At 61.4% G+C, this 17,867-nt stretch carries 19 protein-coding genes; 13 read left to right on the top strand and 6 right to left on the bottom strand.

The genetic code is table 11. The features are described from left to right. Positions 1-7 precede the first annotated feature (7 nt). Positions 8-736, top strand: a complete 729-nt coding sequence (locus tag MUM_RS0100745; RefSeq protein ID WP_010165916.1) for a class I SAM-dependent methyltransferase — start codon at positions 8-10, stop codon at positions 734-736. 5 nt (positions 737-741) lie between these two features. Here MUM_RS0100745 and MUM_RS0100750 read toward each other — a convergent pair whose 3' ends face one another. The 4 genes from MUM_RS0100750 to MUM_RS0100765 form a co-directional block, all read right to left on the bottom strand. Next, complete coding sequence (locus MUM_RS0100750) at positions 742-1,008, bottom strand: hypothetical protein (RefSeq protein WP_010165918.1); 267 nt, start codon at positions 1,006-1,008, stop codon at positions 742-744. A gap of 48 nt (positions 1,009-1,056) precedes the next feature. Continuing rightward, entirely contained in the window at positions 1,057-1,404 is a 348-nt protein-coding gene (locus tag MUM_RS0100755) for a hypothetical protein (protein WP_010165919.1), read from the bottom strand. Between the two features lie 85 nt (positions 1,405-1,489). After that, on the bottom strand, positions 1,490-2,683 hold the full coding sequence (locus MUM_RS0100760) for an MFS transporter (RefSeq protein WP_010165920.1): 1,194 nt from the start codon (positions 2,681-2,683) through the stop codon (positions 1,490-1,492). 113 nt (positions 2,684-2,796) lie between these two features. Beyond that, entirely contained in the window at positions 2,797-3,441 is a 645-nt protein-coding gene (locus MUM_RS0100765; protein WP_010165921.1) for an HD domain-containing protein, read from the bottom strand. Positions 3,442-3,553: 112 nt separating this feature from the next. On the opposite strand from MUM_RS0100765, the gene MUM_RS0100770 reads away from it, so the two are divergent. The 6 genes from MUM_RS0100770 to MUM_RS0100795 all read left to right on the top strand — a co-directional run bounded on the left by MUM_RS0100770 (position 3,554) and on the right by MUM_RS0100795 (position 9,581). After that, on the top strand, positions 3,554-4,033 hold the full coding sequence (locus tag MUM_RS0100770) for a GNAT family N-acetyltransferase (protein WP_010165922.1): 480 nt from the start codon (positions 3,554-3,556) through the stop codon (positions 4,031-4,033). A 149-nt stretch (positions 4,034-4,182) separates the two neighbouring features. After that, entirely contained in the window at positions 4,183-5,004 is an 822-nt protein-coding gene (locus MUM_RS0100775; RefSeq protein ID WP_010165923.1) for an SDR family oxidoreductase, read from the top strand. A gap of 36 nt (positions 5,005-5,040) precedes the next feature. Next, positions 5,041-6,030 carry a substrate-binding domain-containing protein gene (locus tag MUM_RS0100780; protein WP_010165924.1) on the top strand — a complete coding sequence of 330 codons (990 nt, stop codon included), beginning with the start codon at positions 5,041-5,043 and terminating at the stop codon, positions 6,028-6,030. Then, positions 6,027-7,535 carry an L-arabinose ABC transporter ATP-binding protein AraG gene (araG, locus tag MUM_RS0100785; RefSeq protein WP_010165925.1) on the top strand — a complete coding sequence of 503 codons (1,509 nt, stop codon included), beginning with the start codon at positions 6,027-6,029 and terminating at the stop codon, positions 7,533-7,535. Before MUM_RS0100780 ends, araG begins: the two co-directional genes overlap by 4 nt. A 19-nt stretch (positions 7,536-7,554) precedes the next feature. Continuing rightward, positions 7,555-8,520 carry an L-arabinose ABC transporter permease AraH gene (gene araH, locus MUM_RS0100790; RefSeq protein ID WP_010165927.1) on the top strand — a complete coding sequence of 322 codons (966 nt, stop codon included), beginning with the start codon at positions 7,555-7,557 and terminating at the stop codon, positions 8,518-8,520. Between the two features lie 257 nt (positions 8,521-8,777). Beyond that, the gene (locus tag MUM_RS0100795; RefSeq protein WP_010165930.1) at positions 8,778-9,581 is read left to right on the top strand and encodes an IclR family transcriptional regulator; all 804 of its coding nucleotides are present in this window, start codon (positions 8,778-8,780) and stop codon (positions 9,579-9,581) included. Here the strand turns inward: MUM_RS0100795 and MUM_RS0100800 are convergent, their stop codons facing one another. Then, positions 9,582-10,634 carry an NAD(P)-dependent alcohol dehydrogenase gene (locus MUM_RS0100800; RefSeq protein WP_010165931.1) on the bottom strand — a complete coding sequence of 351 codons (1,053 nt, stop codon included), beginning with the start codon at positions 10,632-10,634 and terminating at the stop codon, positions 9,582-9,584. Between the two features lie 181 nt (positions 10,635-10,815). Between MUM_RS0100800 and MUM_RS0100805 the strand changes: the two genes are divergently transcribed. Beyond that, complete coding sequence (locus MUM_RS0100805; protein ID WP_010165933.1) at positions 10,816-11,706, top strand: AraC family transcriptional regulator; 891 nt, start codon at positions 10,816-10,818, stop codon at positions 11,704-11,706. A 191-nt stretch (positions 11,707-11,897) separates the two neighbouring features. Here the strand turns inward: MUM_RS0100805 and MUM_RS0100810 are convergent, their stop codons facing one another. Further along, positions 11,898-13,562: an electron transfer flavoprotein-ubiquinone oxidoreductase gene (locus tag MUM_RS0100810; RefSeq protein WP_008434918.1), complete on the bottom strand. Its 1,665-nt coding sequence runs from the start codon at positions 13,560-13,562 to the stop codon at positions 11,898-11,900. A gap of 532 nt (positions 13,563-14,094) precedes the next feature. Here MUM_RS0100810 and MUM_RS0100815 point away from each other — a divergent pair. The 5 genes from MUM_RS0100815 (at position 14,095) to MUM_RS0100835 (ending at position 17,855) form a co-directional block, all read left to right on the top strand. Then, the gene (locus MUM_RS0100815) at positions 14,095-14,844 is read left to right on the top strand and encodes an electron transfer flavoprotein subunit beta/FixA family protein (RefSeq protein WP_004371224.1); all 750 of its coding nucleotides are present in this window, start codon (positions 14,095-14,097) and stop codon (positions 14,842-14,844) included. 2 nt (positions 14,845-14,846) lie between these two features. Next, positions 14,847-15,776, top strand: a complete 930-nt coding sequence (locus MUM_RS0100820) for an electron transfer flavoprotein subunit alpha/FixB family protein (RefSeq protein WP_010165940.1) — start codon at positions 14,847-14,849, stop codon at positions 15,774-15,776. An 82-nt stretch (positions 15,777-15,858) separates the two neighbouring features. Further along, positions 15,859-16,674, top strand: coding sequence for a substrate-binding periplasmic protein (locus MUM_RS0100825; RefSeq protein WP_010165941.1), 816 nt, complete (start codon positions 15,859-15,861; stop codon positions 16,672-16,674). A 9-nt stretch (positions 16,675-16,683) separates the two neighbouring features. Next, positions 16,684-17,046, top strand: a complete 363-nt coding sequence (locus MUM_RS0100830; protein ID WP_010165943.1) for a DUF4398 domain-containing protein — start codon at positions 16,684-16,686, stop codon at positions 17,044-17,046. Next, complete coding sequence (locus MUM_RS0100835) at positions 17,043-17,855, top strand: OmpA family protein (protein WP_010165945.1); 813 nt, start codon at positions 17,043-17,045, stop codon at positions 17,853-17,855. The genes MUM_RS0100830 and MUM_RS0100835 overlap by 4 nt, the downstream gene beginning before the upstream one ends. Positions 17,856-17,867: the final 12 nt, after the last annotated feature.

Genomic DNA, 17,867 nt, shown 5'->3' on the forward strand with positions numbered 1-17,867 from the left:
CAGCGTCATGACCCAGAACATCTACGACACCGACGTTTTCTTCGAGGGCTACAGCAAAATGGGCCGCTCGGTGGAAGGTCTCGCCGGCGCCCCGGAGTGGCCCGCGTTGCAGGCGATGCTGCCGCTCATGTCGGGGTTGAAAGTGGTGGACCTGGGTTGCGGCTACGGCTGGTTCAGCCGCTGGGCGCAGGAGCAGGGCGCCGAGCAGGTGCTGGGGCTGGATGTCTCGCACAAGATGCTGACGCGGGCGGAGGAGATGACGTCCTCGTCGGCCATCACCTACGCCATCGCCGACCTTGAACACCTCGACCTTCCTGCCGCTACCTTCGACCTGGCCTACAGCTCGCTGGCTTTCCATTACATCGTCGATCTGAAAGGCCTGTTCGCGCGCATCCATCAGGCGTTGGTGCCGGGCGGGCGGTTAGTGTTTTCCATCGAGCACCCGATCTTCATGGCGCCCCGGCAACCGGGCTGGCTGATTGATGAGCAAGGGCGCAAAAGCTGGCCGGTGGACAGCTATCAACTGGAAGGGCCGCGGGTCACCAACTGGTTGGCGGAGGGCGTGATCAAGCAGCACCGCACGTTGGGCACGTTGCTGACGCTGTTGATCGAGGCGGGTTTTACCTTGAGCCATGTGAACGAGTGGGGCCCGAGCGAGGCGGACCTGAAGGCCCGCCCGGCACTGGCCGAAGAGCTGGAACGGCCGATGATGCTATTGGTCGCCGCTCACCGCTGACACCGCTATTGGCCCGCTTCGCTTTCCAGCTTGCGAGCCGCTTCCACGCCGGACGCGGTGAGCTTGATCGGCAGGTTCAGCGCGTGTTCACCGGCTTCGTTGCAGGTCACATGGCCTTCCTTGATCCAGCCGCGGTCCTGCAAGGTGGCCAGGGCGCTGGCCACCACTTTTTCACCCCGGTAGTTGTCCAGCACTTCCTTGCCCAGCCCACTCGGGTGGGCATGGAGCAGGCGGGTCAGGACTTCTTTTTCAAGGTTGTGATCGACGTTCATGCATACCTCTTCACTGGGAAATGGTTGGGTGTTCGTCTGTGCCGCGCGTTAAGGCGCTGGCTGTTTTGGCGCGCCGGGGATGTTGGAGTCGTCACCCTTGTTGATCGAGGGCGAAGTGGCACCCGGGCCCATTTTGCCGTTTGGCACCGCACCGCTGTTGCGGTTGGTATCGTCGCCCTGGGTGCGCGGGTCTTTGCTGTTGTCGATGATGGCGCCGCCGTTGGTGTCCATGCCGGTGCCCATCGAGTCTTTCGACTCCTGGGTCGCCGGGTTGGGCGGGCTGCCGACAGGGTCGGTGGGGCCGGTGCTGGAGCCTGTGGTGGCGGCAAAGCTGCTCAGCGAAACGGCAGACAGCAAACCGGTGAGGGCGAGGGCGGCAAATTTGGAAGTCGTCATGATGGTGTCTCCATATGATTAATGTCCTTACCTGATATTGGTCCGCCCCTGTTTGCGATTCGTGCCTCGATACCGACGAACGGTGTTACGTCGCTTGTAAGATTTTGTGTGACGCGATTCGCCGCCAGATCAATCGCGCCACCGTGATCAGCCAGTTGAGCAACGCCACGGCCAGCACGCTCATCAACAGGGTCGGCATGCCGTACTCGACGATGACCTTGCCCGCCAGCAGCGGGAAGCCGAACACCCCGATAAAGTACGCCAGGCTGAACAGCAGCAACGCCTGGGACGTGGTGCCCGCCGGTGCTTCGTTGGCGGCCAGGCCATTGATCACCGAATATGTGAGGCCATAACCCACGCCCAGGGTGACCGCCGCCAGCAGGTAGCTGAAGCTGCTACTGACCTTGAACCCGAACAGGAAAATCGACACCAGCATCAACCCGGACAACACACAGGCCGCCCAATACGGGTCACGCTTGACCACGAAGCTGGCGATCAACAGGCGGCTGGTAATCGCCGCGCTCATAAAGCCCAGAAAGAACAGCGAATAGTCCAGCCCGTGCACCGCCGCGTAGCTCGTCTGGAAACTCGACAGCCCGCCAAACACGCACCCGCCGAGGCCCACCATGATGATCGCGAACACCGCCCTCGACGACAGCACCTTGCGCGTGGCCGACCAGGAAATCTTCGACACCGGCGCGGTGTGCTGACTGAGTGCGGCACCCAGCCGCCAGAAAATCACCACACCGATCAGGCTCGCCAGTGCTGCGATGTGGAACGCTGCCGTCAGGGAAAAATCCAGGGCACTGGCCGCCCGACCCAGCAGCGGCCCGGAGCCGATCCCGGTCATCATGCTGCCCGAGAGCAGGGCGAAATATTTGGCACGCTGCGCCGGCTCCACCAGCATCGCCACGATGATCGGCCCGAGTGTGTAGAACACGCCCCAGCCCAACCCCAGCGACAAGCCAAAGAACATCAGCCCTTCGCCAAACCCCGGCGCCAGCGCAAAGCCCAGGCACGCCACCACCAGCAGCACACCGAGCAGGGCGATCGACCTGGCCGCCCCCAACAGGTCAGCCAGATGCCCGGAAACCAACACCGCCACAAAGGTGCTGAGCATCGCCATGGAGATCACGCTGCCGGCGTCGTGTTCGTTGCCGCCGCGGGAATGGATCAGCAGCGACAACAAAAACGTCGAGCCGTAGGACAGGGAAAGCAAGTAGCTGGCGAGGCAGAAAAGGCCGAACAGTTTTCCGCCGACCGCAGGTGAGGAGTGCATGAAGGTGCCTGGAGTTTGTTGGATTTATGCCCAACTTTTTACCATGCACCGCTTGCGGGTTTGTTCTGTGGTTAGCGGTTTTTGCGTTAGCCCGCAGCGGAGTAACGGCGCTTTTAGGGTGTGCCGATTTCTTCGATAAACAGGTCCATGAATCCCTTCAGACGCTCATGCCGAGCCCGCGCCAGGCGTTGCCCGGTTGGGGTCTGAAACCCGTCCGCCAGGTGCAGAAGCTTGGTCTGGAAATGGTCGAGGCAAAAGCGCTTGTCGTCGTACTCGCGGTGCCGTGCCGTTGGGTCTGCCGGGTCATACAGCCCGCTGCCCATGCGCCCGGCGATATAAAACGTGCGGGCCACGCCGATCATGCCGAGGGAATCCAAACGGTCAGCGTCCTGCACAATCTTCGCCTCAAGCGTCAGCGGCGTCAGGCCCGCCGAAAAGCTGTGAGTCTCGATGGCGTGGGTCACCGCTGCAATCGTCTCGGGCCGCCACTTCAATCCCTGCAAAATCTCCCCGGCCTTGTCCGCCGCCAGTTTCGATGCCTTGGACCGCAACGGCGAATTCTTCTCCACCGCCACGCAGTCATGCAGCAGCACCGCCGCCAGCAGCACTTCAAGTTCGCCGCCTTCCTCGGCCTGGATCGACCGCACGTTGTGCCACACGCGTTGCAAGTGGGACAGGTCGTGGGCGCCATCTTCCGAAGGCTCAAGGGCACAGGGCAATAAAGTCGCGGCAAGGTCGGTCAGTGGCGTGAAGGGCATGGGGATTCTCAACGGTCGATAGCCTGCAGGTTAGCCGCGAATGAAATTGCACTGCAATCGGTCATTAAACCGCCTTAGTATGTGTGCTTTCTTTTCCTGACAAGGCCAGTCCATGACCATCGAGATTCGCCCCGCCGTGCCCAGCGATGCTGCGCAAATCCTGGCCTTTATCACCGAGCTTGCCGACTACGAAAAAGCTCGCCACGAGGTGATCGCCAGCGTGGTGGACATCGAGCGCAGCCTGTTCAGCGAAGGCGCCACGGCCCACGGCCTGATCTGCCTGCGGGACGGGTTGCCGATCGGTTTTGCGGTGTTCTTCTTCAGCTATTCCACCTGGCTCGGCAGCAACTGCCTGTACCTTGAAGACCTGTACATCAACCCGGAGCAGCGCGGCGGCGGGGCGGGCAAGAAACTGCTGCGCCACCTGGCGAAAATCGCCTGTGACAACGGTTGCGGGCGTTTCGAGTGGAGCGTGCTGGACTGGAACGAACCGGCCATCGCGTTCTATAAATCCATCGGCGCCCAGCCCCAGGAAGAATGGGTGCGCTACCGCATGGAAGGCGACGCCCTGAGGGATTTTGCCCAGGGTTAAACGCGCATAAAGGACCGGCGATCACAGCCGGTTTTTTTATGGTTTTGCTCACTATATGGGATGATAATTTATATATTGAGATGTTCCGGTTTCTGGGTTTATAGTCTTGCGCATCAGCACTCACTACCAAAAACAAAACAGGTGAAGCGATGCAGGCACAACCGTTGTCGTTACCTCCGGTGCCCGAGCCGACTTACGGCGAGCGACTGAAGCACAAAGTCGTGGTCATCACCGGCGCTGCCCAGGGCATTGGCGAGGCCATCGTGGCTTGCTTCCAGGCCCAGCAGGCGCGGCTGGTAATCGGTGATATCCAGGGCGAGAAGGTCGAGCAAGTCGCCGCCCACTGGCGCGAACGCGGCGCCGAGATCTACGCGCAACCCGTCGATATCACCTCCAAGGACCAATGGCGCGCCCTGGTGGACGTGGCCATCGAACGCTTTGGTCGCGTGGACGTGCTGGTCAACTGCGCCGGCGTCAACGTATTCCGTGACCCACTGGAAATGACCGACGAAGACTGGCGCCGCTGCTTCGCCATCGACCTCGACGGCGCCTGGTACGGCTGCCGCACTGTGTTGCCGCACATGATCGAGCAGGGCATCGGCAACATCATCAACATCGCCTCTACCCACTCCAGCCACATCATTCCCGGTTGCTTTCCGTATCCGGTGGCCAAGCACGGGCTACTCGGGCTGACCCGTGCCCTGGGCATTGAATACGCGCCCAAGGGCATCCGCGTGAATGCCATTGCGCCGGGCTATATCGAAACCCAACTCAACGTCGATTACTGGAACGGCTTTGCCGACCCCCACGCCGAGCGTCAGCGCGCCTTCGACCTGCACCCGCCCAAGCGCATCGGCCAGCCGATTGAAGTGGCGATGACCGCACTGTTTCTGGCGACCGATGAGGCGCCCTTTATCAATGCCACCTGCCTGATGATCGATGGCGGGCGGTCGGTGATGTACCACGATTAAGCCGAACAACTCTCCAATAACAACAAGAGGTGGTTTATGTTCAAGAAGACAGTGCGCACCCTTGCGGTCGCCGTTGCTCTCAGCAGTCTCAGCACCCTCGCATTCGCTGAAGAAGTAAAGATCGGCTTCCTGGTCAAGCAAGCTGAAGAGCCCTGGTTCCAGACCGAATGGGCGTTCGCCGAAAAAGCCGGCAAGGATCATGGTTTCACCGTGATCAAGATCGCCGTGCCTGACGGTGAGAAAACCCTTTCTGCCATCGACACCCTGGCCGCCAACGGCGCCAAGGGCTTCGTGATCTGCCCGCCGGACGTGTCCCTCGGCCCTGCAATCATGGCCAAGGCCAAGCTCAATAATCTGAAAGTGCTGGCGGTGGACGACCGCTTCGTCGACGCCAAGGGCAAGCCCATGGAAGACGTGCCTTATGTCGGCCTGGACGCCTACAAGATCGGCCAGAAACAAGGCGAAGCCATGGCCACCGAGGCTAAAAATCGCAAGTGGGACTGGAAGGACACCTACGCCGTCATCAACACCTTCGACGAGCTGGAAACCGGCAAGAAACGCACCGACGGTTCGGTAGAGGGCCTCAAGGCCGCCGGCCTGCCGGTCGACCATATCCTGTTCACCGCGCAGAAAACCCTCGACGTGCCGGGCGCCATGGACTCCACCAACTCGGCCCTGGTGAAACTGCCCAGCGGCGCGAAAAACCTGCTGATCGGCGGCATGAACGACAGCACCGTACTGGGCGGCGTGCGCGCCACCGAAAGTGCCGGCTTCAAGGCGTCGAATGTGATCGGCGTGGGCATCAACGGCACCGACGCTATCGAAGAGCTGAAAAAATCCGACACCGGTTTCTACGGCTCGATGCTGCTCAGCCCGGATGCCTCCGGTTATAAAACCGCTACCTCGATGTTCGAGTGGGTCACCAAAGGCACGGAGCCAGCCAAGTTCACCGCGCTGGATAACGTGACCCTGATCACCCGCGCCAACTTCAAGGAAGAGTTGAGCAAGATCGGTCTGTGGAAATGAACAGCGCCGCCGCAGAGAGCCTGCGTTTCAACGGCATCGGCAAGGAGTTTCCCGGGGTGAAAGCCCTGGCGCAGATCAGCTTTGAAGCGCGGCCCCATTCGGTGCATGCGCTGATGGGCGAGAACGGCGCGGGCAAGTCGACCTTGCTGAAAATCCTCGGCGGTTTTTATCCGCCCAACAGCGGCAGTCTGCAGTTGGGCGAACGCAGCGTCAGTTTCAAGTCGGCGGCCGACAGCATCGCCAGCGGCATCGCGGTGATTCACCAGGAGCTGCAACTGGTGCCGGAAATGACCGTCGCCGAGAACCTGCTGCTGGGCCATATGCCGTCGCGCTTCGGCGTGGTCAATCGCGGCGCGATGGTGCGCAAGGCGCGGGAACTGCTCAAGGGCCTGGCGGATGAAATCGATCCGAACATGCGCCTGGGCAGCCTGTCCCTCGGCCAGCGGCAACTGGTGGAAATCGCCAAGGCCATGTCGCGCAACGCCCATGTGATTGCCTTCGACGAACCCACCAGCAGCCTCTCGGCCCGTGAGATCGAGCGGCTGATGGTGATCATCGCCCGGCTGCGGGATGAAGGCCGGGTGATCCTCTACGTGTCGCACCGCATGGAAGAAGTGTTCCGGATTTGCGATGCGGTGACGGTGTTCAAGGACGGGCGTTTCGTGCGCACGTTTGAAGACATGGCGCAGTTGAACGTCGACCAGTTGGTTAACTGCATGGTCGGGCGCGACATCCAGGACATCTATAACTACCGGCCGCGCGAACACTCCGGTGAAGCGTTGCGGGTAGAAGGTTTGCTTGGGCCGGGGTTGCAGGAACCGGTGAGTTTGCAGGTGAACAAAGGCGAGATTCTCGGGCTGTTCGGTTTGGTCGGGGCAGGGCGCACGGAGCTGTTGCGCCTGCTGGCCGGGCTGTCGCGCAGCACCCAGGGTGCGCTGGTGTTGCACGGTGAGGCGCAGACGTTCAAGACCCCGCGGGATGCGATTGCGGCCGGTGTGCTGCTGTGCCCCGAGGACCGCAAGAAGGAAGGCATCGTGCCCCGCGCCAGTGTCGCGGAGAACATCAACATCAGTGCGCGCCGTGACCATGCGCGCTTCGGTTGGCTGATCCAGGGCGGCTGGGAACGCACCAACGCCCAGCGGCAAATCAGCGCGCTGAACGTGCGCACACCGTCGGCCGACCAACCGATTCTGTTCCTGTCGGGCGGCAATCAGCAGAAGGCGATCCTGGGTCGTTGGTTGTCGATGCCGATGAAAGTCTTGCTGCTGGACGAGCCGACCCGCGGCATCGATATCGGTGCCAAGTCGGAGATCTACCAGATCATCCACAACCTGGCGGCCAGCGGCATTGCGGTGATCGTGGTGTCCAGCGACCTGATGGAAGTGATGGGCATCTCCGACCGCATCCTGGTGATGAGCGAAGGCGCCCTGACCGGCGAATTGACCCGCGATCAAGCGGACGAAGCACGGCTGCTGCAACTGGCTCTTCCGCGTACGCGGGATTGAAGAATACGAGGGGTAGGGTATGTCACAGGTAAAAACCGCGAGAAGCTTCTGGCCGGGTTTCAACCAGCGCAAGTTTCTCGATGATTGGGTCATGCTGCTGGCGGCCTTGAGCATCTTTGTGCTCAGTGCCATTTTCATCGACAACTTCCTTTCACCGCTGAACATGCGCGGCCTCGGGCTGGCGATTTCAACGGTCGGGATTGCAGCCTGCACCATGCTGTTCTGCCTGGCGTCGGGGCACTTCGACTTGTCGGTGGGCTCGGTGATCGCCTGTTCGGGCGTGGTGGCGGGGATCGTGATTCGCGACACCGACAGCGTGTTCTTCGGCGTGTCGGCGGCGTTGGCCATGGGCCTGGTGGTGGGGCTGATCAACGGCATCGTGATCGCCAAGCTGCGGATCAACGCGTTGATTGCGACGCTGGCGACGATGCAGATCGTGCGCGGGCTGGCGTATATCTTTTCCAACGGCAAGGCGGTGGGCGTGATGGACGAAGGTTTCTTCGTCTTCGGCAACGGCCAGCTGTTTGGCGTGCCGGTGCCGATCGTGATCACCGTGCTGTGCTTTGTGTTTTTTGGCTGGCTGCTGAACTACACCACCTACGGGCGCAACACCATGGCCATCGGGGGCAACCAGGAAGCGGCGCTGTTGGCCGGGGTGAATGTTGACCGGACCAAGATCATCATCTTTGCCGTGCACGGGGTGATCGGGGCGTTGGCCGGGGTGATCCTGGCGTCGCGCATGACCTCGGGGCAACCGATGATTGGCCAGGGGTTCGAGCTGACGGTGATCTCGGCGTGCGTGCTGGGCGGGGTGTCGTTGAGCGGCGGGATCGGGATGATCCGGCATGTGATTGCCGGGGTGCTGATTCTGGCGATCATCGAGAACGCGATGAACCTGAAGAACATCGACACCTTCTACCAGTACGTGATTCGTGGGTCGATCCTGTTGTTGGCGGTCATTATCGACCGCATGAAACAGCGTTAAGGGGCAGCGGGTACTTTGTGGTGAGCGGGCTTTTTGTGGCGAGGGGGCTTGTCCCCCGTTGGGCTGCGAAGCGGCCCCAAAGCCATGCAACTCTGATCTGTCTGGAAAAATGGGGTGACTCTCTTGGGGCTGCTACGCAGCCCAACGGGGGGCAAGCCCCCTCACCACAGAAGCCCCCTCACCACAGAAGTCCACTCGCCACAGTTACCGTGACCGCCCATAATGGCGCCGTTTTCGTACTTCCCAATAGGCCCGATATGCAGGAAAACGCCCACACTCCCGTCAAAGAAGCCGCGCCCACCGGCACCCAGACCCTGCTGCGTGGCCTGGGCGTGGTGCAGGCCGTGGCAGCCGGCGCGCGGGATCTCAAGGAAATCGCCAGGCGCATCGGCACCACCCGCAGCACCACCCACCGCCTGGCCAGTTGCCTGGTGGAAGAGCGCTACCTGCGCGTGGTGCCGCAAGTCGGCTACCTGCTGGGCCCCAAACTGATCGAGCTGGGTTTCCAGGCACGGGAAGAATTGCCGCTGGTGAGCCTGGCGGTGCCGTATCTGGATGAGTTGTCGGCGTTGACCGGCGACACCATCCACCTGGCCATTCGCGAATACGACGACGTGCTGTACCTGCACAAAAATCCTGGTCGCAACGGCCCGGAAATGCGCTCGCGTGTGGGCCATCGCATGCCGTTGGCGCGCACCGGGATCGGCAAGGCGTTGCTGCTGGATGACAGCGTGCAAGAGTGGCAGCGCCTGTATGAGGTCAGCCTGCCTGCGGGCGGGAAAAACCTGCAGTGGCCGCAGCACCCCGAGCAGTCCTGGGCGCAGTTTGAACAGCGCATGCAGGAGTATGTGGCGGGCGGTTATGCGTTCGATCTGGAAGACAACGAACCGTCGATCCGTTGTGTCGCGGCACCGGTGCGCGATGCCAGCCGGCGAATCGTCGCCGGCATCAGCATCGCCAGTACCGTGCCCTACATGCCGCTGGAAAAAATGGCCGAGCTGATCCCTGTGATCAAACAGGTCGCAGCACGGCTGTCAGCGGAGTTGGGCGCGAAGGCCTGATCAGGCCTTCAGGGTTGCCATGTCGATCACGAAGCGGTACTTCACGTCACCGGCAATCATGCGGGTGTAGGCTTCGTTGATCTGGCGGATGTCGAGCATTTCGATGTCGCAGGTGATGCCGTGCTCGGCGCAGAAATCCAGGACTTCCTGGGTTTCGGCAATGCCACCGATCAGCGAACCGGCCAGCACCTTGCGGCCCAGCACCAGCTTGGCGGCATTCACGGGCGGGTCGACCGGCTCGATCAAGCCCACGAGGATGTGCACGCCATCAAAGCGCAGCACGTCGAGGTAGGGGTTCAAATCGTGCTGCACCGGAATGGTGTCCAGCAGGAAATCGAAGTGGCCGGCAGCGGCTTTCATCTGTTCAGCATCGGTGGACACGATCACGTGATCGGCGCCCTGGCGACGGCCTTCTTCAGCCTTGCTGGCGGAGCGGGTGAACAGCGTCACTTCCGCGCCCATGGCCTTGGCAAACTTGATGCCCATGTGGCCCAAGCCGCCCATGCCCAGCACCCCAACCTTGTCGCCAGCCTTCACGCCGTAGTGCTTGAGCGGCGAGTAGGTGGTGATGCCGGCACAGAGGATCGGCGCGGCGCTGGCCAGGTCGAGCGTGGCCGGGATCTTCACCACGAAGTGCTCGCTGACCACGATGCTGTCGGAGTAGCCGCCCATGGTGTTGCTACCGTCGATCCGGTCCGGGGTGGCGTAGGTCATGGTCGGGCCTTCGAGGCAGTATTGCTCGAGGTCCGCGTGGCAGGCGTCGCAATGACGGCACGAGTCGACCATGCAGCCAACGCCGACCAGGTCGCCGATTTTATGCGCGGTGACATTGGCGCCGACGGCAGTGACTTTGCCGACGATCTCGTGGCCCGGCATCAGCGGGTACACGGCGATGCCCCATTCGTTGCGGGCCTGGTGGATGTCGGAGTGGCAGACGCCGCAGTAGAGGATTTCGATCGCCACGTCATCGGCGCGCGGGCTGCGGCGTTCGAAGGACATGGGGGCGAGGGGAGTGGTGGCCGATTGAGCGGCGTAACCGATAGCGGTGTACATGGAGAAACCTCGCAGGAGCAGTGACAGGTGAGGTGGCGCATTCTCCGCGCCGTGCCTGGGGGCGGCCATGGCGATTGCTCCGAGTCTCATGCCTATTCGTCCGGGAGTGCCCCTGGATTGGATCACTGTGGCGCCAGACCTGCGATGATGGTCACATCCCCTTTTTCGCGAAGTTTTTGCCATGTTGTTGACCCGCCATGTCGACGCCAATGCCGCGTTGGTTGCCCTGATCGAACCGTTGACGCCCCGCGATGGTTTCTCGCCCACGAACCTGGCCGGCGTGCAGGTATTGCGCGCCAGTTGCGACGTGGCGCGGGGCCCGCAGATTTACGAGCCGAGCCTGATGATCGTCGCCCAGGGCAGCAAGGTCGCCTACCTGGGCCCGCGTACCCTGGAATATGGCGCCGGGCATTACCTGATTCAGGCAATGCCGGTGCCGTTCGAATGCGAGACCTTTGCCATGCCCAATGCGCCGCTTTTAGGCGTGACGGTCGGCATTGACCGGGTGGTGCTGGGTGAGTTGGTGATGGCGATGGGCATCCAGAGCGGGCCACCGCCGGCGGCGCAGACGTTGGAGTCCATGAGCTCGGTGGTGCTGGATGACGCCATGCGTGGCTGTGTCGAACGGCTGCTGCAGTGCCTGCACGATCCGCTGGAGAGCCGGATCATGGGCCCGGCGCGGGTGCGGGAATTATTGTTCACGGCGTTGCGCGGGCCACAGGCCGATGTGCTGCGGGCGCTGGTGGAGCAGCAGGGGCAGTTTTCCCGGGTGGCGACCTCGTTGAACCACCTGCATGCGCATTACGCCGAGCCGCTGAATATCGAGACGCTGGCGGGTTATGCGCACATGAGTGCGTCGACTTTTCATGAGCACTTCAAGCGTTGCACGCTGTTGTCGCCGGTGCAGTACCTCAAGCGCCTGCGGTTGCTCAAGGCGCAGCAGTTGCTGTTGGTGGAAGGCATGGGCGTGGCACAGGCGGCGCATAGCGTGGGGTATCAGAGTACGTCGCAGTTCAGCCGGGAATACAAGCGCTACTTCGAGCGCAGCCCCGGCGAGGAGCGGGCGGCCTAACTCTCCCAGGCGCAACTCGGTTAAAAATGTGGGAGCTGGCTTGCCTGCGATAGTGGTGTGTCAGCCACAGATGTATTGCTGACCCACCGCTATCGCAGGCAAGCCAGCTCCCACATTTGACCGAGTCGATGGGTCTTTTCCTGGCTACAAAAAAGGCCCCCATTCGGGAGCCTTTTGTTCAAGCCAGTGACTTACATGTTCGGGTAAGTCGGCCCGCCCGCGCCTTCCGGTGTCACCCAGGTGATGTTCTGCGAAGGGTCCTTGATGTCACAGGTCTTGCAGTGCACGCAGTTCTGGGCGTTGATCTGGAAGCGCTTCTCGCCGTCTTCCTTGGTGATCACTTCATACACGCCGGCCGGGCAGTAGCGCTGCGCCGGTTCATCGTAGAGCGGCAAGTTTGTGCCGATCGGGATGCTCGGGTCTTTCAGCTTCAGGTGGCACGGCTGTTCTTCTTCGTGGTTGGTGCCGGAGATGAACACCGAGCTCAGCTTGTCGAAGCTCAGCTTGCCGTCGGGTTTCGGGTAGTCGATTTTCTTGCTGTCTTTGGCCAGCTTCAGGCAGGCGTAGTCAGGCTTGGTGTCGTGCAGGGTGAACGGCATTTTGCCGCCGAGGATGTTCTGGTCGAACCAGTTGAAGCCGGCACCGATGATCGGGCCGAACTTGTGCATCGCCGGGCCGAAGTTACGGCTGGCGAACAGTTCTTCGTAGAGCCAGCTGTTCTTGAAGCTGTCGACGTACGCGGTCAGTTCATCGCCGCCTTCGGATTCGGCGAACAGGCGGTCGGCCACGGCGTCAGCGGCGAGCATGCCGGACTTCATGGCGGTGTGGCTGCCCTTGATCTTGGCGAAGTTCAGGGTGCCGAGGTCGCAACCGATCAGCGCGCCGCCCTTGAAGACCATTTTCGGCAGCGAGTTCAGGCCGCCTTTGCAGATAGCGCGGGCGCCGTAGCTGATGCGCTTGCCGCCTTCCAGGTACTGGGCCAGCACCGGGTGATGCTTGAGGCGCTGGAACTCGTCGAACGGCGACAGGAAGGTGTTGCTGTAGGACAGGTCGACGATCAGGCCGACGACCACCTGGTTGTTTTCCAGGTGATAGAGGAACGAGCCACCGGTGTTTTCGGCACTCATGATGTCCAGCGGCCAGCCGGCGGTGTGTACCACCAGGCCTGGCTGATGCTTGGCCGGGTCGATTTCCCAGATTTCTTTCAGGCCGATGCCGTAGTGCTGGGCGTCGGCGTCGCTGTCCAGGTTGAAACGCTGGATCAGTTGCTTGCCGATGTGCCCGCGGCAACCTTCGGCGAACAGCGTGTACTTACCACGCAGCTCCATGCCTGGGGTGTAGACGCCTTCTTTCGGGTTGCCTTCACGGTCGACACCGAGGTCGCCGGTGATGATCCCGCGCACCACGCCGTTCTCGTCGAACAGCGCCTCCTGGGCGGCGAAGCCCGGGTAGACTTCCACGCCCAGGTTCTCGGCCTGCTGGGCGAGCCAGCGGCACAGATTGCCCAGGGAGATAATGTAGTTGCCTTCGTTGTGCATGGTCTTGGGCACAAAGAAATCAGGCACCTTGGTGGAAGCTTCGCTGGAGCGCAGTACATAAATGTCATCACGCACAACAGGTGTGTTGAGCGGGGCGCCGAGTTCTTTCCAGTCCGGGAACAATTCGTTCAGGGCACGGGGTTCAAACACCGCACCGGACAGGATGTGAGCGCCGACTTCGGAGCCTTTTTCGACCACGCAGACGCTGATTTCCTTACCGGCTTCGGCGGCCTTCTGCTTCAATCGGCAGGCGGCAGACAGGCCTGCCGGGCCAGCGCCGACGATGACCACGTCGAATTCCATGTATTCGCGTTCCACAGGCTATCTCCTACTCAAGGCTCAACGGCTTTTTTTCTAATGGGTGGAGGTTCGGTAATTCGTCCCACAATGCCTGCAGAAATCTCATGCAAGGGGCAGGGGACGACCCACCTTTCTCTCTAGGTGGCGCATTATATCTACACCACTCTCAGCGTCCAATACAAACGTTTGTTTGAATTGCCCGCAGGCTAGGTAAATCAAAGAGGCGCGGCTTATGACTGGCTATTTTGCCGTATTGACCAGAATAGGTGTTCCGGTCAATATACGGTCGGTTTTGCGCTTACCGTAGGCAGACAGCAGGTTTCAAGAGCACGTCCAAAAGCAAGACAGGTGACGCGCGCCCAAACGATGGCGCGCAGTTTACACGCTGCGATAAAGAATGACTTCTTGGTCACCACTGACGAACGGTCATCGCTATCCCATTGTTGTGTGAGTCCGTGACGTTTTTGGAGGTGCCCTTGTGTGCCGATGAGCATCAACCGCCAGGTTCGCCTAGGCGACTTTCTTTTCACCGGAGAGTAACGAGGAATCCATGAAGGTTCTTGTAGCTGTCAAACGCGTTGTCGATTACAACGTGAAAGTTCGCGTCAAGGCGGACAATTCCGGCGTCGACCTCGCTAACGTCAAGATGTCGATGAACCCGTTCTGCGAAATCGCCGTGGAAGAAGCCGTACGCCTGAAAGAGAAAGGCGTTGCGACTGAAATCGTCGTCGTTTCCATCGGTCCGACCACTGCTCAAGAGCAGTTGCGTACCGCCCTGGCGCTGGGTGCCGATCGCGCCATCCTCGTCGAATCCGCTGAAGAGCTGACTTCCCTGGCCGTTGCCAAGTTGTTGAAAGCTGTTGTCGACAAGGAACAGCCATCGCTGGTGATCCTCGGCAAACAAGCCATCGACAGCGACAACAACCAGACAGGCCAGATGCTGGCTGCACTGACCGGTTACGGCCAGGGCACCTTCGCTTCGAAAGTCGAAGTGAGCGGCGACAAGGTTGCCGTGACCCGCGAAATCGACGGCGGCGCGCAAACAGTTTCCCTGAAACTGCCAGCCATCGTCACCACCGACCTGCGTTTGAACGAGCCGCGCTACGCGTCCCTGCCAAACATCATGAAAGCCAAGAAGAAGCCTCTCGAAGTGCTGACTCCGGATGCTTTGGGCGTTTCCACCGCCTCCACCAACAAGACCGTAAAAGTCGAAGCGCCGGCTGCACGCAGCGCGGGCATCAAGGTCAAGTCGGTGGCTGAACTGGTCGAGAAACTGAAAAACGAAGCGAAGGTAATCTAATCATGACTATCTTGGTAATCGCAGAACACGACAACAAGGTTGTGGCCCCGGCCACCCTGAACACCGTGGCCGCTGCCGCCAAAATCGGTGGTGATGTCCACGTCCTGGTCGCCGGCCAAAACGTTGGCGCCGTGGCTGAAGCCGCTGCAAAAATCGCTGGCGTGAGCAAAGTCCTGGTCGCCGACAACGCGGCCTACGCTCACCAGTTGCCGGAAAACGTTGCCCCGCTGGTGGCAGAGCTGGGCGCTGGCTACAGCCACATCCTGGCTGCCGCCACTTCCAACGGCAAAAACATCCTGCCGCGCGTTGCTGCGCAGCTGGACGTTGACCAGATCTCCGAGATCGTTTCGGTAGAAAGCGCCGACACCTTCAAGCGTCCGATCTACGCCGGTAACGCCATCGCTACCGTGCAGTCCACTGCCTCGGTAAAAGTCATCACCGTGCGTGCCACCGGTTTCGACCCGGTGGCTGCTGAAGGTGGTTCGGCTTCGGTTGAGGCGGTTGCGGCTGCTCACGACGCTGGCACTTCCAGCTTTGTTGGCGAAGAACTGGCCAAGTCCGATCGTCCGGAACTGACCGCTGCCAAGATCGTCGTTTCCGGCGGCCGTGGCATGCAGAACGGCGACAACTTCAAGCACCTGTACGCCCTGGCCGACAAGCTGGGCGCTGCGGTCGGCGCTTCCCGCGCTGCCGTCGACGCAGGTTTTGTACCGAACGACATGCAGGTCGGCCAGACCGGCAAGATCGTTGCGCCACAGCTGTACATCGCGGTCGGTATCTCCGGCGCGATCCAGCACTTGGCCGGTATGAAAGACTCCAAAGTGATCGTTGCGATCAACAAGGACGAAGAAGCACCGATCTTCCAGGTGGCTGATTACGGCCTGGTGGCGGACTTGTTCGAAGCCGTACCCGAGTTGGAGAAGCTGGTCTAATCCAGCCGCTTCACTTATAAAGAGCCCGGTCTTTTGACCGGGTTTTTTTTGCCCGGCAATTTTTGAATGGGAGAACCAAGCCATGGAGTTGCGCCCCTGGACTGTACTGCTGGCCCTGTCACTGCTGCCGACCGTGTCGCTGGCGGCCGGCAAGTGTGATCGCCTGGTGATCACCGGCAGCCCGGACGCACCGCCCTACCTGTGGCGTGATCCCCAGGACCCCACGCACCTGATCGGCGCCACCGCCGACATGTTGCAGCAAGTGGCCAAGGACCTCGGGGTGAAAATCGACCTGCTGTACGGCGGCAAGCGCTCCCTGGCACTGGAAGAGGTGCGCAGCGGGCGCATGGATATCCTCGCCGACGCGCCATTGACCCTCGACGCCCTGGGCGCCCTCGACTACATCCACCCGGCGCTGGTGCAAACCGATTACCTGGTCTGGACCCGCAAGGATTCGGCCCTGGCCTACCACCAGGCGAGCGACCTGCAGGGTCACAAGGGCGCGGTGTCGGAGCGGGCGCGCCTGAGCCGCGACTTCGAAACCTTCGCCGGTGAGCAACTGACCCTGCAACGCCTGCCCAGCCTGACCCCGGCGTTCCAGAAACTGCTGCTGGGGGAAGTGGACTACGTGCTCGCCGGACGTTATTCCGGCATGGCCATGGCCCAGACGCTGGGCATGAGTAACGACCTGGTGGCGCGCGAAATACCCATCGACCAGCCGGGCCTGTACCTGGCCATTTCCCACAACTCGGCCTGCAACGATCCGTGGTTGCGCGGACAGCTCGCCAAAAAGATGACAGAATTGCCCGCGTCCGGTCTGGCGGAAACCGCGCTGCAGAGCAATCTTGCGCGCTGGAAAGCGCAGTTGCAGCAACCCGTCGGCACCCCAACAAAGTAGGGATTTTCAGTGACTATTCGACCTCTTTTCGCGGCCCTCGCCGTTGTAGCTCTGGCGGGATGTGCAGCCGATCCTGCGCCGAATGAACAAATACGCCTGACCCAGCAAGCGCTGGAACAAGCCAACGCCGTGGGCGCCGTCGCCGATGACTCGCCCGAGCTGAAGCTGGCTGAAGACAAGTTCACCCAGGCCCAGGCCGACATGGCCGATCAATCCTACAAGGACGCCCGCATGCAGGCTGAAGAAGCCGAGCTGGACGCCCGCCTGGCAGAAGCGCGGGTGCTGACCCGCAAAAGCCAGGAGCAACTGAACGTGCTCAACACCCGTATCACCCGCCTGCGCAAGCAACTGCAGTTGGGAGATGCCCAATGAGCCCGTTGATCCGAGGGTTGAGCTGTGTGCTGTTGCTGGGCAGCGCGCTCGGCGGTTGCGCGACCCATCCTGATAGTAACGTCGCGTTGCAACAGGCGAGCAGTGACTTCCAGAAGGTCAAGGAAGATTCGAATGTGCTGCGTATCGCGCCCAAGGACGTGATCCGCGCCGGTGAGTCCCTGGCCCGTGCCGAGCGTTTTTCCAGCTTCTGGGGCAGCGGCGCCGATGTGGCCCATTACGCTTACCTGAGCCAGCGCTACAGCGCGATTGCCCGGGAACACACCGAGCAGGCGCTGAACCAGGAACGCGGGGTCAAGCTGGAGCTGGAACGCCAGCGCCTGCAACTGGCCCTGCGGGAAGCCAAGCTGAGCAGCGTGCAGCAACAGGGCAAATGGCTGGAGGCACAGATCGCCAGCCTGACCACCGTCCAGACCGATCGTGGCCTGGTAATGACCCTGGGTGACGTGCTGTTCGACACCGGCGAGGCAGAGCTGCAAAACTCGGCCAACCGCACGGTGCTGAAAGTCGTGCAGTTCCTGCAATTGAACCCCAAGCGCAGAGTGCGCATCGAGGGTTACACCGACAATACCGGTGGCCAGCCGGAAAACCTCAAACTGTCCCGGGACCGCGCGCAGGCCGTGGCGGATGTGCTGAACGACCTGGGCATCGATGAAAAACGCATCCAGGTCGAAGGCTACGGCGATCAGTACCCGGTTGAAGCCAACGCTTCTGAGCGTGGCCGGGCACAGAACCGCCGGGTGGAGATTGTGTTCTCCGATGAGAAAGGCCAGCTGGGCGCCGCCCGCTGAACACCCAGTGTC

Source organism: Pseudomonas sp. PAMC 25886 (genome assembly GCF_000242655.1).
Lineage (GTDB): Bacteria > Pseudomonadota > Gammaproteobacteria > Pseudomonadales > Pseudomonadaceae > Aquipseudomonas.

Bases quoted from the DNA above. Each gene is read 5' to 3' on its own strand.
- MUM_RS0100775 (WP_010165923.1), top strand. From the start codon at position 4,183: ATGCAGGCACAACCGTTGTCGTTACCTCCGGTGCCCGAGCCGACTTAC.
- MUM_RS0100795 (WP_010165930.1), top strand. From the start codon at position 8,778: ATGCAGGAAAACGCCCACACTCCCGTCAAAGAAGCCGCGCCCACCGGC.
- MUM_RS0100820 (WP_010165940.1), top strand. From the start codon at position 14,847: ATGACTATCTTGGTAATCGCAGAACACGACAACAAGGTTGTGGCCCCG.
- araH (WP_010165927.1), top strand. From the start codon at position 7,555: ATGTCACAGGTAAAAACCGCGAGAAGCTTCTGGCCGGGTTTCAACCAG.
- MUM_RS0100760 (WP_010165920.1), bottom strand. From the start codon at position 2,683: ATGCACTCCTCACCTGCGGTCGGCGGAAAACTGTTCGGCCTTTTCTGC.
- MUM_RS0100765 (WP_010165921.1), bottom strand. From the start codon at position 3,441: ATGCCCTTCACGCCACTGACCGACCTTGCCGCGACTTTATTGCCCTGT.
- MUM_RS0100745 (WP_010165916.1), top strand. From the start codon at position 8: ATGACCCAGAACATCTACGACACCGACGTTTTCTTCGAGGGCTACAGC.
- MUM_RS0100815 (WP_004371224.1), top strand. From the start codon at position 14,095: ATGAAGGTTCTTGTAGCTGTCAAACGCGTTGTCGATTACAACGTGAAA.
- MUM_RS0100800 (WP_010165931.1), bottom strand. From the start codon at position 10,634: ATGTACACCGCTATCGGTTACGCCGCTCAATCGGCCACCACTCCCCTC.
- MUM_RS0100755 (WP_010165919.1), bottom strand. From the start codon at position 1,404: ATGACGACTTCCAAATTTGCCGCCCTCGCCCTCACCGGTTTGCTGTCT.
- MUM_RS0100835 (WP_010165945.1), top strand. From the start codon at position 17,043: ATGAGCCCGTTGATCCGAGGGTTGAGCTGTGTGCTGTTGCTGGGCAGC.
- MUM_RS0100825 (WP_010165941.1), top strand. From the start codon at position 15,859: ATGGAGTTGCGCCCCTGGACTGTACTGCTGGCCCTGTCACTGCTGCCG.
- MUM_RS0100770 (WP_010165922.1), top strand. From the start codon at position 3,554: ATGACCATCGAGATTCGCCCCGCCGTGCCCAGCGATGCTGCGCAAATC.
- MUM_RS0100750 (WP_010165918.1), bottom strand. From the start codon at position 1,008: ATGAACGTCGATCACAACCTTGAAAAAGAAGTCCTGACCCGCCTGCTC.
- MUM_RS0100780 (WP_010165924.1), top strand. From the start codon at position 5,041: ATGTTCAAGAAGACAGTGCGCACCCTTGCGGTCGCCGTTGCTCTCAGC.
- araG (WP_010165925.1), top strand. From the start codon at position 6,027: ATGAACAGCGCCGCCGCAGAGAGCCTGCGTTTCAACGGCATCGGCAAG.
- MUM_RS0100805 (WP_010165933.1), top strand. From the start codon at position 10,816: ATGTTGTTGACCCGCCATGTCGACGCCAATGCCGCGTTGGTTGCCCTG.